This window comes from Acrocarpospora catenulata (assembly GCF_018476525.1).
Classification (GTDB): Bacteria; Actinomycetota; Actinomycetes; order Streptosporangiales; family Streptosporangiaceae; genus Acrocarpospora; species Acrocarpospora catenulata.
This window is the reverse complement of the sequence record NZ_JAHCST010000010.1, coordinates 196,110-209,000: the sequence shown is the minus strand read 5'-3', so window position 1 is coordinate 209,000 and position 12,891 is coordinate 196,110. Positions and strand designations below refer to the sequence as shown.

The 12,891-nt window shown below is 64.4% G+C and carries 12 protein-coding genes; 2 read left to right on the top strand and 10 right to left on the bottom strand.

Going from position 1 to position 12,891, the window contains the following annotated elements:
- Positions 1 to 38 precede the first annotated feature (38 nt).
- The gene (locus KIP79_RS13290; protein ID WP_214105064.1) at positions 39 to 3,452 is read right to left on the bottom strand and encodes a type ISP restriction/modification enzyme; all 3,414 of its coding nucleotides are present in this window, start codon (positions 3,450 to 3,452) and stop codon (positions 39 to 41) included.
- A gap of 641 nt (positions 3,453 to 4,093) precedes the next feature.
- A complete protein-coding gene (locus tag KIP79_RS13285; protein WP_214105063.1) occupies positions 4,094 to 4,246 on the bottom strand; it encodes a hypothetical protein in 153 nt (50 codons plus the stop codon).
- Positions 4,247 to 4,253: 7 nt separating this feature from the next.
- Here KIP79_RS13285 and KIP79_RS50045 point away from each other — a divergent pair, with 7 nt between their 5' ends.
- The gene (locus tag KIP79_RS50045; RefSeq protein ID WP_214105062.1) at positions 4,254 to 4,496 is read left to right on the top strand and encodes a helix-turn-helix domain-containing protein; all 243 of its coding nucleotides are present in this window, start codon (positions 4,254 to 4,256) and stop codon (positions 4,494 to 4,496) included.
- Positions 4,497 to 4,733: 237 nt separating this feature from the next.
- The gene (locus KIP79_RS13275) at positions 4,734 to 5,057 is read left to right on the top strand and encodes a hypothetical protein (RefSeq protein ID WP_214105061.1); all 324 of its coding nucleotides are present in this window, start codon (positions 4,734 to 4,736) and stop codon (positions 5,055 to 5,057) included.
- Positions 5,058 to 5,077: 20 nt separating this feature from the next.
- Here KIP79_RS13275 and KIP79_RS13270 read toward each other — a convergent pair whose 3' ends face one another.
- The 8 genes from KIP79_RS13270 to KIP79_RS13235 all read right to left on the bottom strand — a co-directional run bounded on the left by KIP79_RS13270 (position 5,078) and on the right by KIP79_RS13235 (position 12,409).
- Entirely contained in the window at positions 5,078 to 5,722 is a 645-nt protein-coding gene (locus tag KIP79_RS13270; protein WP_214105098.1) for a LuxR C-terminal-related transcriptional regulator, read from the bottom strand.
- A 26-nt stretch (positions 5,723 to 5,748) separates the two neighbouring features.
- Positions 5,749 to 7,089 carry a sensor histidine kinase gene (locus KIP79_RS13265; RefSeq protein ID WP_214105060.1) on the bottom strand — a complete coding sequence of 447 codons (1,341 nt, stop codon included), beginning with the start codon at positions 7,087 to 7,089 and terminating at the stop codon, positions 5,749 to 5,751.
- 195 nt (positions 7,090 to 7,284) lie between these two features.
- Complete coding sequence (locus KIP79_RS13260) at positions 7,285 to 8,010, bottom strand: hypothetical protein (protein WP_214105059.1); 726 nt, start codon at positions 8,008 to 8,010, stop codon at positions 7,285 to 7,287.
- Positions 8,011 to 8,549: 539 nt separating this feature from the next.
- Positions 8,550 to 9,536 (bottom strand): NAD(P)-dependent alcohol dehydrogenase, encoded by a 987-nt coding sequence (locus KIP79_RS13255; protein WP_214105058.1) that lies wholly within the window; start codon positions 9,534 to 9,536, stop codon positions 8,550 to 8,552.
- Positions 9,537 to 9,879: 343 nt separating this feature from the next.
- Positions 9,880 to 10,104: a helix-turn-helix transcriptional regulator gene (locus KIP79_RS13250; RefSeq protein WP_214105057.1), complete on the bottom strand. Its 225-nt coding sequence runs from the start codon at positions 10,102 to 10,104 to the stop codon at positions 9,880 to 9,882.
- Between the two features lie 2 nt (positions 10,105 to 10,106).
- Positions 10,107 to 10,520: a hypothetical protein gene (locus KIP79_RS13245; protein ID WP_214105056.1), complete on the bottom strand. Its 414-nt coding sequence runs from the start codon at positions 10,518 to 10,520 to the stop codon at positions 10,107 to 10,109.
- A gap of 295 nt (positions 10,521 to 10,815) precedes the next feature.
- Complete coding sequence (locus KIP79_RS13240; RefSeq protein ID WP_214105055.1) at positions 10,816 to 10,953, bottom strand: hypothetical protein; 138 nt, start codon at positions 10,951 to 10,953, stop codon at positions 10,816 to 10,818.
- A 34-nt stretch (positions 10,954 to 10,987) separates the two neighbouring features.
- Positions 10,988 to 12,409 (bottom strand): ATP-binding protein, encoded by a 1,422-nt coding sequence (locus tag KIP79_RS13235; protein ID WP_214105054.1) that lies wholly within the window; start codon positions 12,407 to 12,409, stop codon positions 10,988 to 10,990.
- Between the last annotated feature and the right edge of the window lie 482 nt (positions 12,410 to 12,891).

Below are 12,891 nucleotides of genomic sequence, written 5' to 3'. Positions count from 1 at the left end.
TCCAGCAACGCGACTCTACGCAACACAGGGCACATCACTCAGCGTCTCAGCCGCTCGCCTGGCACGGTTAGAGCCGCACGATAGTTTGCGTCGAGTTCAGGCGCGAGAAGCACGAGCGCCGTGAGTCGACGCACGGTGTTGGTGAACTCGCGGGCTTCCGCAAGGGTGAGATCGCGACCGAGGACACGCTTGTCTCGGTAGCTTAGCCACTTGCGCAGCACCTGGAAGCCGCCGATCTTGTAGTCCCAAACTGCCGCTGGCACCCCGCGCCAGCGCGCTATCACGTTGAGATAGATGTCGAGTGTCTGTGTGCCGAGGACGTCGCTCTCTTCTTCGGTGGCCCCCTCGCTCTGGAGTGTGTCCCGTTCACGTACGTCGAACTTGCCGGCGCCCGGCATGACTGCGCGCTGCTGGACGATTCCCCAGCCAGCGGTGACGGCTAGGTCTCCCTTGCCTGGGTCCAAGGGCTTGCCGTCGATCCGCTCAATGACGGCTACTGTCCGCAGGAACGGCTTCAAGCGAGTTGAAGCGACATCGCTCGAGGGTTCGTCAAGGTTAAGCAGCGCCGCGACCTGCCGGCCGATGGCTGCTGATGCCCGCAACGCTGCTTCCGAGTTGGGCAGGGGGATGCGGGGCCAGTCGGAACGCACGGCCTCGCCGTTTTGTTCCCCGTAGAGGGGCGAAACGCCGATAGCAAGCGCATGGAACCAAATGAGGGTTGCGCTGTCTTGGGCGGATTTCGCGTCGTCGATTCCCAGTTGCCGCAGATAGGTCAATGCCTTATCGGAGAGGTTAGGTCTCCATGGCTCCGCCGATTCCTCTGTATCCAAGTCAAATAGTGAGGCAACCCCGTTGTCGTTCCTGTCTTGTCCAGCTGACAGCCAGAACGGGATGGCGTATGCGTCGGTAAACAGAACCTTTTGGTCTACGAGGGAGTCGGAGAAATGTAAGGTCGCGCCGTCGAGCACCCGTGGGGCGCGGCGGCGCACTAGAAGAAAGCCAGAGGAAGCCTCGGCAGCGGCGACGAGCAGTGGTCGCGACCGGTTCCACAAGGGCGCCACGGTCTCAACGTAGGCATATCGCATGTCGAGCGGACGGAACTGGAAGCGCTGGATGCGCTGCTCGTCGAAGGGCCGTGCGGTTAGCAGGCGCCTGCGAACCTTCTCGGGATCGAAGCCCGCGAAGGTTCTGCTCAGTCGAGGGTCAACCTGCTCCATTGGGACGTTGGGATTCAGGTAGGTACGGATACGGGTGGCCAGGGCGTCACGATCGCTGTCGATGAGGGCGAATTGGCGGTTCTCGTTGAGGCCGAGCATAGGAGCTTCGGAACACAGTTCGTTGATCGCCGGCCAATTGGTGTAACCCTCGCCCGTGCGCCAGCGCAGCAGACGGAACCAGTTAGATTGATCAGGCGCAAGGGGCTCGTAAGCTGGTCCGACCTCGGGTTGGGCGGTGGTGGCGGCGAGCTGTTCGCGCTTGTCTTGCCCCCAAAAATCGCGATACCGGATCGTGGCTGGCTCGTCGGTATGAGCCGCAACACGGATAAGGGTGCTGATGGCGACGCCTCGTGTGATCCCAGCAGGGTTAAGCTTCGTAGAGAAGATGGAGGGGTCCGGATCCCCGGCCGGTGTCTTCTTGCCAGTTTCGCGGCTATCGCCGTTGAGATGGTCGATGGTGATGTCGTCGAACTCCGTAAGGAGTCGCTTGCGCATAACAACTGCGGACGGATCGCCTAGCCACGAGGAATTAGTGACGAAGCAGATAATACCCTTTCCGGTCTGCTCTGCGATGCGGCGCTCTGCGATGCGAAAAAAGCGGATGTAAAGATCGTCAAGCTTGTTCTTGGTCACATTCCAGTCGTGAGCTAGTCCTTCTTTGTAGGGTTCGATTAGGCCGCCTTCTTCCTTTCCGGACACACCCGCGAAGCCGTTATAGGGAGGGTTGCCTAGAACGACGAGGATCGGTTGGTTACGCTTGACTGCTCGAGCCGCATTCCGCTCCGCGGCAAATTCAGGGAATAGCAGAAATTCGGGGAACGGCAGCTTTGCGCTATCACTATCTTCGACCCAACCGGTCAGGGCGTTTGTCAGATACACACTGGCACGCTCTCCAGCCTTTGCATCGAGTGGCACGCCGAGGCGCTGCAAAGCAAGCCCGAGTTGCAAATGCGCGATCACGAACGGCGCAGGCAACAACTCGAAGCCATGGATTCGTGAGAGCGCTGCCTCCTTGACGTCTGCCGCGATAAGCCCATCATCGCCGCACGCCTTCAAAGTAGTGACGATCTTTTCGAGGATGGCGGTCAGGTAAGACCCCGTTCCCGTACACGGATCAAGTACGTGAACTCTTGGGTCGGCAAGCCCTAAAGGTAAGCCGAAGCGTGTGCGCAGAGCTTGGTCGACACTGGCGACCATGTAGTGGACGACTTCTGGAGGGGTATACCAGACACCAAGTTCTCGCCGAAGTCCGGGATCGTATGCCTGTAGGAACGGTTCGTAAAAGGACTGGACGGCTTCAGCGGCTTCGAAGCGCTGGAAAAACAGCTTTCGGTCCACTCGTGCAAGGACGTCGTCAGTCCAGTCGAGTACCTCGTCAAGGCCAACCGGTAGGTTCGCAGGCGTGGTTAGTTGCTGGAAGAGCACGCGAACCATCGGCACAGGCAACGTCCACTGGGCCTGCCGCCAGGCGAAGCGCTCGGTGGTCTGCTCAGGCTGCTTTTCTGCCCAGAAGACCCATGCGGCGAAGACGCCGTAGAACAGCGTTTGCACGAGGGCCGATCGGAAGAAATGGTCACCGTGCTTATCCTCGAAACGCAGACCTAGGGCTTCCTCCAGTGTGCTCTGCAAGAACGAGAGGCTCTGCATGTCGCCTGTTGCCTCGACGCGTTTCAAGCCTGTGCGAGCGTAGGCAGCTAAAAACCCTGCGAGGTCGGCGGGGGAACTCAGTGGTGCGTCGCTCCAGAGCATGCGCTCCAGATAGCCGACAAAGTCGGCGCCTCGTTCGTTGTCGGTCTTTCGGGGATCGAGCGCCCAAAAGGACTCTTCGTCAGCCGCTAACGTGAAACGCTCACTCGCCTGGGCCACGCCGTTGGAGTCCAAGCGAAGGATGAGGAAGTCGCGGTAAGTGCAGACAAGGATTTTGCCGTAGCGCTCTAAGTAGCGCTTGATCTGGGCGGAGTGGGAGACGCGGATGATGTCATGGGACGGTCCCTTGGCCTCAACAACACCGCGCTCAGGAGCTCGCGCGAGAAGCGCGCTATCACCAGCCTCGGCGACTGCCTGGCCAGCGATGAACAGGCCACCGTCAGGCAGCCCTGCGCCCCGGTTCTTAGTGGTCAACACGCAGGTAATTGCGGGAGAGAGAGACTTGCCGACCTGATTGAGCAGCCCTTCGAGTTGCCCATAGTAAGAAGTTTCCTTGACAGCCTCGCCCGTCGCGTGGATGGCCTGCATACCTTCAAGGTAGGTGCGTAAGGCAGTCATCGTGGGCTCGTATAACCGTCAGACGTAACCTTTAGCACCCACACCCGGGACGTGTTATCGGTGTTGACCAGGTCGGGTAGTACTGACATGTGTTCCCATCGCCCACGTTCCCGCTTGCCCGGTCGCCAATATGGAGCCTCCTGGGCATTCCGATTCGGAGCTTTGACTTCTAGATGGGCGATCCTGCCGCTACCGACCTCGTCAGCATAGGCGGGGCGGGCATGTGTCTCTTTGAGATGAACCTCGCCATAAGCGACGGCATCGAGGCCGAACCTGGTAGCGACGCGTGTCAGCAGCACTTTGCAAGGTCTACGGATTTGGTCCTCTTGCGCGCCGCTTCTTTCGAGCTTCCCGCTCTCATCCATCCCGTACGCCATAATGGCGTCCAGATCGATACCGCCCGACAGTTGCTTCCCGCTTCGGGCGTAAGCCATCGAAGCTCCTGTCTCTTAGCCTCTGAAATGTCCTTCTCTTCTGGACTATGACTCTCGGATGCTCAATCGACAATGGGAACGAATGTGCGACTGATCGCCAAGGGCTTGCGGGTCGGTACAACCCTCCTGTCGGACTCTCGTGAAACTTGGGGACAAAATATTCTTCTGTGACTCACATTAGGGCCAGGGGGCGAATCCTGCTGTGATCAGGTCGGCGGTGTGGGGATGATCGGAGGGTAGGCGCAGGAGGGCGGGGGTGGTGGTGCGCAGTGTCGGGTGACGTTGGAGGATGAGCAGGCGCAGCCAGGCGAGCAGGTCGTCGGCGAGCATGGCGGCAGTGCTGAATCTGGCCTTGTGCAGCGGGCAAGGATACGACGCGGTCCTGGCCGCCACCAGAGGGCGGCTCGGTTCGGCCACGCCCGGCAAGAGCGCGCCGACAGCCCTGCTGGTGCTCGCCTATCTGCGCAAGGGCGAAACATTCACCGAGGTCGAGGAAGGTTTCGGAGCGTCGGTGGCCACCGCGTGGCGGTACGACGGCGACGGGCTGATCCAGGGGGTGAAGGCACGCACTGTATCATGAAACTGATAGGTTAGCTGTGCTTGGTCCGTGCTCGTCCGTCCCGGAACGGGGCGTCAGGACGCGTCACAAGCGGACACCTAAACCAGCCCCACACTGAACGGGCTAACACGAACTGACACGTCGCAACACTAAAGGATCTTGCTTCTAATCCGACGGTCGGGGGTTCGAATCCCTCAGGGCGCGCTTTTACGGTCAGGCTTATCTCCCCTCTGAACTGGAGCTACGCCCACTCTTCGCATGCTGGGATGTGCTGCGCATCACTCACCATCGCCGGGCACCAGCGACCACTGGGCGAGTTCACCCACCGTCTCCTGCTGGACTGGCTCGACGAGCCTCGCCCGCTGGCCGCACACCGCCAACCGACACCTGCTCATCTCTCGCGTAACCGCCATCGAGACCGGGCCGGTCAGCACCTACTACCTCAAGCAGGACCTCTTCGTCCGGCACCGCGTCCGCCTCGACGACATCCACGTCGGCCGGTTGATCGAAGAAGCCCTCCACCTGGCGGCGAGACACTGCAAACCCGAGGGTAACCATCGGTACGTCGCAGGGAAGCCGTGAACTTCGCAGACGGGCAGCTGTCAGGCCTTGAGGTAGGTGAGGACAGCGAGCACCCGACGATGGTGGGCGTCATCAGGCGGTAGGCCGAGCTTGGCGAAAACATTGCCAATGTGCTTTTCCACCGTGCTGGCGGAGACCACCAACCGCTCGGCGATGGCCGTGTTGGAGTGGCCCTCGGCCATCAGGGTTAGGAGTTGCCGTTCACGCGCGGTCAGCGTCCCCAAGGCGTTGTCTCGGCGCTGCCCGGCCAACAACTGCGCGACAACCTGCGGGTCGAGCACCGTCGCGCCCCGGGCGACCTGATCCAGGGCATCCAGAAACTCCTCGACCCTGGCGACCCGGTTCTTCAGCAGGTATCCGACCGCGCCAGAGCCGTCCGCGAGGAGATCGCCGGCGTAGGACGCCTCCACATACTGACTGAGCACCAGCATGGGGGTCCCGGGCAACCGCGAGCGAGCCGTGATCGCCGCGCGCAAGCCCTCGTCCGTGTAGCTCGGCGGCATCCGCACATCGACGACCGATACGTCCGGGCGGTAGCTGAGCACCGCCTCGACCAGGGCCAGGCCATCACCGACAGCGGCCACCACCTGATGACCGTCCTCGGCGAGCAGGCGGACCAAGCCCTCGCGCAGCAGTACCGCGTCGTCGGCCACGACGATCCGCAACGGACTACGCGCTGTTCCGTGCGGGTTCAGCAGCACGGCAGTTCCGCGGTGATCGTCGTCGGGCCGTCGTGAGGACTGGTGACCCGCGGTCGGCCGCCGACCGCGTACAGCCGGTCGTCCAGCCCTCGCAGTCCGTGTCCCTTGGCCATTGCCGCGCCGCCCACTCCGTCGTCCGTCACCGAGATCCGCAAGGTTCCCTCCCTGTGGCGCAGTATGATCGCACACCGGTCGGCGCGGCTGTGCTTGGCCACGTTGGTCAGGGCCTCGGCGATCACGAAATACGCGGCCGTCTCGACGGCGGCGTCCAGCCGGCGGTTCAGGGGGTCGGCATCGAGCTCAACGGGTACGGTCGAGTGCGCGGCCAGGGCGGTGAGCGCTTCGCGCAGGCCGCGGTCGACGAGGATCGGCGGGGCGATGCCACGCGATAGGGCCCGTAGCTCGTCCAGCGCCTCCTCGGTCTGGACGATCGCGTCGGCGAGCGCCGCGCGGACGGCCTCCGGTCTGCTGTCGAAGTGATGCTGGGCGCGGCCCAGTTCCATCGCCAGGCGGACCAGCCGCTGCTGGGGCCCGTCGTGGATGTCGCGTTCGAGCCGACGCAGTGCGGTCGCCTCGGCCGTCACCGCGGCGGCGGTCTGCGCGCGGGCGGTGTCCCGCTCCTGCTCCAGTCCGCTGATCCTGCGGTGCAACGCGGATGCCTCAGACAGCAGCATCTGCCCCAGCCCGGCCTGCGCGGCGACGCACGCCCGGGTCACCAGTGGCAGGGTGTACAACAGCAGCAGGCCGACCGCGGTCCCGAAGGCGAGCCGCTCGGTCGGCGACGTCAGTCCCAGGCTAAAGGCGATGTGGGACTGGGCGCTGCCCACGGTCAGAGTCATGGGCCGCATCGCCCCAGCGGACGAGTAGAGGTTGCGCAGGGCGGACGTGCCGGCAGCGAGGCCGACGAACCACCACAGCACCGTCACCACTGAGGTGACCAGCGCGACAGGGAACGCCACCACCGCGTGCGCCACGCCGAGCCACAACCCCGGGTCGGACGCGTCGGCTGTCTCCCTCGGTCTCGGCCGCCGGCCTCCATCCTCCGCCCCGGCGGTCAGGGAGCGCACCTTGGCGATTCGCCACCGTTCCACGTCGGCGAACCACCGCACCGGTGCCAGAGCGCCGGCCACGACCGGCGACCCGCCTGGCAACAGCAAACCGACCGTTCCAGCGCACAGACCACCGAGCACCAGTAGCAGCCCAGCCGCGGCGGTCACCGGCGCAGTGAGCAGGTACAGCGACTCCACGACCGTACGACGCACCACGCGGAAGCAGAACCCGGCACCCGACCGCCACCAACCCCGAACCGCGGAGGGCAACGACTCGGTCATGGCCCCAGCCTAATCCGGAGCCCCAGGACGGGCCCGGACCCCGGAAGCGTGCAGGCCATCGACCGCCACGGGTGTTCTCGCCGGAGAGCGTGCGGCTGATCGCCCACGAGGTGCGTCACCATCCGCCTTCGAAGAAGGCAAGGAGTGCCGGCGCCGGGTCTGCCGCGTTGGTCGTGTTCGCCCACGCGACAACGATCACGACCAGCGACAACAACGCCAAGAGAACGCCCGACGACCCCAACGCACGCTTTGTTCGCCTGTCGGACGACCCCGTTCTCGCAAACCTCTTCCACCCACCACGCTCGTGCCGATGAGGACGACCGCCACGGTCGCAGCAACCACGGCCATCGCGACGTGATATCGAGAAAAGTCGCTGATCATCACCTCGAGGGCAGGCGGGGTTCGGTCACCCGCGCTCAGGGAGTCAGCAAGTCGCTGCCTGATTTGATCGAGCGTATCGGCGAGTTCTCCGTCGGTTGCGCCGATCACCAGCATCGGCAGCAGCGAGGCGAAGGGCGCTACTGTGCCCTGGACGTTGGCCATCACCATCACCAACGAGAACAGCGCGAGCATCGTGACAAGAACGCGGGCCGACGCGAGGGCGGCCCTCCTTCCCGTTCCGAGACCGCCGGCCCTCAGAAACGCCTTCCAGAGAAGAACGCCGAGCGCAACGAGCACGATCAGCAAGATCGCAGCGATAACGGCCTTGGCCGCGTGGTAACGGAACCAGTAATCGACAACCCTCTCCAAGCCGTGGGAGAAATCCCGGTCGCCGGAATTCCAATACTCGACGAACGCCGCGCGGAGAGCTTCGATGATGTCGCGTTCATCGGCGAAGCCGCCGTCCAGCCTGCTCGCCGCCAGCGTGCGCGGGGCGACGACGAAGGCGGCGGCAAGGGCCACAGCGAGGGCGACGAGCACAGAGAGGGTGCGACCGGAGATACCTGCGGATCGCGACGGGGCTGCGGGACTGCGCATGGAGATTCCTTCGATCAACTGTGTAGACGGCGCGCCGACCTGCGGGTCCGCCGGTTGAGGAGTTCGGTGCAGCAGGGTCGGGCCGCAGCCAGGAGGGCCGCCGCTATCCTGAGGCGGTTACGGCGTCGGCGGTGAGCGGGTCGCGTTCGGGATCGTTCGTACGCGCTGGTGAGTGGTGATGTTGTTGTCACTCCGATCACCATTCCGCACCGGCGGTCGCCCGGTCATGGGGGTGCGCCGGACACTTGGGAGTGGGGCCTGCCCCACCTCTCGGGGCAGCCAACCCGCACGGAGGGATCAGGGCCGGCACGAACCACAGCGACGAAGATCAACAGTCGGCGAAGCTCGAGAACTCCCAGCTCAAGACCAATGTCCGCGTCAGCGTCCGCATGCCGCCCATGCTTTACCCCGCCCCTCCCCCGACGCGGTTCACCGCCCGCGTCTGGTGTCGCAGGCGGTGTTGGCGGGGAGCTGAACCGAGGTCAGTTGGCATTGTGGTCCATGGTGATGAGGACGCTGCCCTGCTTACGGCCGGAATCGACGCGTCGGTGCGCCTCGGCGGCTTCCGTTAGCGGGTAGCGCCCGTCGATGGCGGGCTTCATCTGGCCGGCTTCGGTGAGCTGGGTGAGGAAACGCAGGTCCATGGCCTTGTCGGTGGTGGGGCGCAGACCGGTGAAGGCGATGACCGCTCGCTTGTCACCGAATCGCCGCGTCCAGAACGACTGCAGCAAGATGCCGGGCGAGGGGGCGGTGGAAAGATAGACGCCGCCGCTCTTCAGCACGCGCTTGCTCCGGGAGAACGAGCTCTTGCCTGCGGCGTCGAAGACGACGTCGTAGGTGCGGCCGGGGCGGGTGAAGTCTTCCTTGGTGTAGTCGATGACCTCGTCGGCGCCCAGCGCTTTGACCAGCTCCAGCTTGGCGGTGCTGCACACCCCGGTGACCCGCGCTCCGAAGTGCTTGGCGAGTTGCACCGCGGCCGCGCCGACACTGCCGGCGGCGCCGTTGATGAGGATCTCCTGGCCCTCCTGCAGACGTGCGTTGTCTCGGAGGAAGGGCAGGGCCGTCAGCACGCCGTCCAGTACGGCGACGGCCTCGGCGTAGTCCACGCCGGTTGGCATGACCGCCAGTGCCCCGTCCTCGCCCACACACACGTACTCGGCGTGGGCACCGAGCGCCGGACCCGTGTCCCCGAAGACTCGATCGCCCACTGAGAAGCGGGTCACGTCCTTGCCGACCGCCACGATCTCACCGGCGAACTCGCCGCCCAGTGTCTTGGCCTTCGGTTTGATGGGACCGGTGAACATCCGCGAGAAGAAGAGGTCACCGGCACGGAAGATGGCGTCGGTCGCCGTCACCACCGTAGCGTGGATCTTCACCAGTACGTCTTTGTCGCCGGGAGTGGGGGTCTGCACGTCCTCGATGCCCAGGACCTCAGGGGTGCCGTACTTGTAGTAAGTCACTGCCTTCATGGGGGTGTCCCTTCTCAGTGGAGTTCGGTGGCGGGGAGTCTTCGACGTCACCGGCGGCGGTACGGCCGGCACGCTCACGCCGCGGCCAGAACTGATTCGATTCGCTTGCGGACCTCGACACGGCCTTGCTTCGGGGCCGGTACGGCTATTGCTCTCGGGCCTGCACAGCGTTTACTGGGGGAACCGGGCGGCGGGTCGCGTCAGCGCCGGGCTTGGGAACTGCACGGCCCTCGTCAGGGCTCCGGGTCGGGTCACCCGCACGCAGCGCTCGGAGGTGCAGCGCGCGGTGGCGGGTATGCGGTGGCGGTGGGGTGGTGATGATCGCCGGCGGGCGTCGCGGCGGTCAGTTTTCGGCGTCGGGGTACTGGAAGACCTCTTCGAGAGGTACCCCGAACACCCGAGCCAGCTGGAAGGCCATTTCCAGCGAGGGTGAGTAACGCCCCTGTTCGATGGCGATGATCGTCTGCCGGGTGACGCCGACGCGGGCCGCCAGATCCGCCTGGGTCATCTCGCCGGAGGTGAACCGCAGGTAGCGAAGCGAGTTGGCGATCTTAGTGGGCTTGGGCATGGTCAGAAACCCCGGCGATAGGCGACGATCTTGACGATCGAGGAGACCAGCGCATCCAGCACGAAGGCCAGATACAGCGCGTTGGCAATCCAGAAGTGTGTCACCCCTGCCAGCGTTAGCAGAAACGCCCCGCCGACACCCGTCGCCAGGACGAAGTATCCGACGTGCGTGCCGTACCGGAAGATGTCGGCGTCCCGTTCGTCACTGTGTCGCGCCCCCTTTGGCGCGCCGATCAGCATGGTGGTCAGTATGTTCGCGACGATCCCCACTCCGGCGGCGATCAGCAGCGGCAGCGCGTAGGAGATCTGCGCGACGTCGGTGCCGGCCAACCGCCCGAACATGGTCACCGCATAGACCACCGGCACCACGACCGCGACCGCCGCGTAGACCCATGCCCGCTTCTCTTCATACGACATCCCGTCTCCCGTGTACAGAATCTTTAACACGCTCAACGTAAAGCACAGCGAACCTGGTGTCAACTATTCTTAACTTGACTAATCATCCGGAAGCTATTTCCGCAGGTCAAAACAGGTCCCGCTACACTTAGCGGCGCCGACTCGGTCAGCCTCGACAGGGCAGTCATTCCAACGGCACAACGGTCCGTTCATCCTGATCGGGTGGTTGCTGCCGACGGGACCGTGGCGGCCGATGACCGTTCTTATTGATCGACATACTCGACCAGCATCGAGCGCAGATGCCGCTCGCCGTAGATCAGCAGGCGGTCGGTGAGGAACTGATCCGGTCACCGAGATTCATGAGCAGGTTGCGGTCCTGTAGGGATGTCCAGGCGTCGGTCGGGTTGGCGGTGACGCCGAGGATGTGTACGTGGCGGGTGGCGACTTCCCTCACAAACAGCACTGCAACCACAGGAGCCCGGCCCCGCTCACGCCCTGCGCCAGGCGCTGAGCAGTTCCTCGGGGCCGTATGCCGCCTGGAGCCCGGAACAGGTGGTCCCGTTTCGGGAGACCGCTACCAGCGGTACGGGCTCGTCGGTGATCGCCGCTCGGTGCTTCTGCAGCGCGGCCAGGTCGTGGCTGTCGAACGCGGAATTCTCCAGCCACTTGATCGAGCCGAGGAAGAGCAACTGCCTGGCCACCGGTTGCCGGTCGGCACCCACCAAGTCGATTTCGACGTCATTGCTACGGGTCCAGTACCCGCCGACCGCGGGGGCGGCGGGCAGGAGCCCGTCCGGCAGGAGACGGGCGAGGGATTCTCGGACGAGGGGCTCGATAGCGCGGCCCCGCCAGCTCGTCCACTGCTCCTTGATCCGGCTCAGCGTGAGATCTCCCCGCATCCGCTCGATCTCCGCCATGTGCGGATCCAGGAACGCGAGCCAGAACCGCAGGTAAGGATCGGCCACTCGGTAGCGGCGTTCCTTCGACGGCCGCAGTGAGAGTGGCAGTTCGGCTGCCACCACCCGTTTCTCGGTCAGGACATCTGTGGCTCGGGTGAGAGTGGTGTGGGCGATGCCGCCGGCGGCGCGCGCGATGTTGGTGAAGGTGCGCTCCCCGGCTCCGATGGCCCGCAGGACTTCCCTGCTCATCGCCTGCGGTGGGAACTCCGCGGCCAGTGAGCGCTCGGCGGAGACCAGTAGCGCCGAGATGGGGTTGTCCAGCGAGTCGCGGAGGAACTCCCAGACGTCTGCTCCGGCCTGCCACTCCGCGCAGATCAGCGGGAGACCGCCCGTGATCAGGGCGGCGTCGAAGGCGGCCGCCGGCGGAAGGCCGAGCATCTCACCGATGTCGGCCGGGTTCAGCGGCCCCACAACCATTTCCCGGCCCCGCTGATGGAAGGGCCGGTCGTAGCTGTTCAGCGCCTCCATCATCGACAGGTCGGATCCGACCAGGAGGAGAAGTACCGGCTTGCGGCTCAGCAGACGGTCCCATGCCCGCTGGAGCATGCCCTCGAAGGCGTCGATGCGGTCCATGAGATACGGAACCTCATCAATGACGACCACGCTCGGGCTGTCATCGGGCAGGATCTCCGCAAGCAGCCTGAATGCCGCATTCCACTGCTCCGGGGTCTCCTCCGAGAACAGTTCTCGCTCCGGCAGCGTGGATCTGGCGACGGCGTCGAGCAACTCCGTCAGTTCGTTCTCCGCCGTGCCACCCGCCGCGGTGAAGAAGAGATTCGGCGTCTCTGTGCGCCGGAGGAACTCCTCCACGAGGCTCGACTTGCCGACCCGCCGCCTCCCCCGAATGAGGATGCATTGACCCGGTCTGGCCGACCCGGCGGCATCGTGAACTGCTTGGAAGGCGTTACGGAGCACGTTCAGCTCCCGGTCCCGCCCGATGAAACGGCGCATGACCACACCCCCGTAATGATGGTATCGATAGAGATACTATCGATACCGATACCATCTTGCCCTGCCGGGCGTGACGCTGTGGATGCGGGAGAGGGTGGAACATGTTCGGTGTCCCGTAAGTGGCGCCGGGGTTCGACGCGTCCACCCATGTAGACCGCCTCCCAGAACCAACCCCATCGACGCCCGACGACTACGGTCGAATCCCGAACAGGTAGGGCAGCCGTGCTCGGTCCGTGCTCGTCCGTCCCGGAACGGGGCGTCAGGACGCGTCACAGGCGGACACCTAAACCCGCCCAAACGGGACGGACTGATACCGACTGACACGTCGCAAACACTAAAGGATCTCGCCAAGCCGGCTTCACAACCAACCCATCCACTGATCGACAGAACCGCGCCCGCACCCCGGTCGCGACACCCCGCCGCGACCGCAGCGTGACCTATTCGCGCAGGCTCTTACAGCGGCGTCTGAAGATGGACAGGTC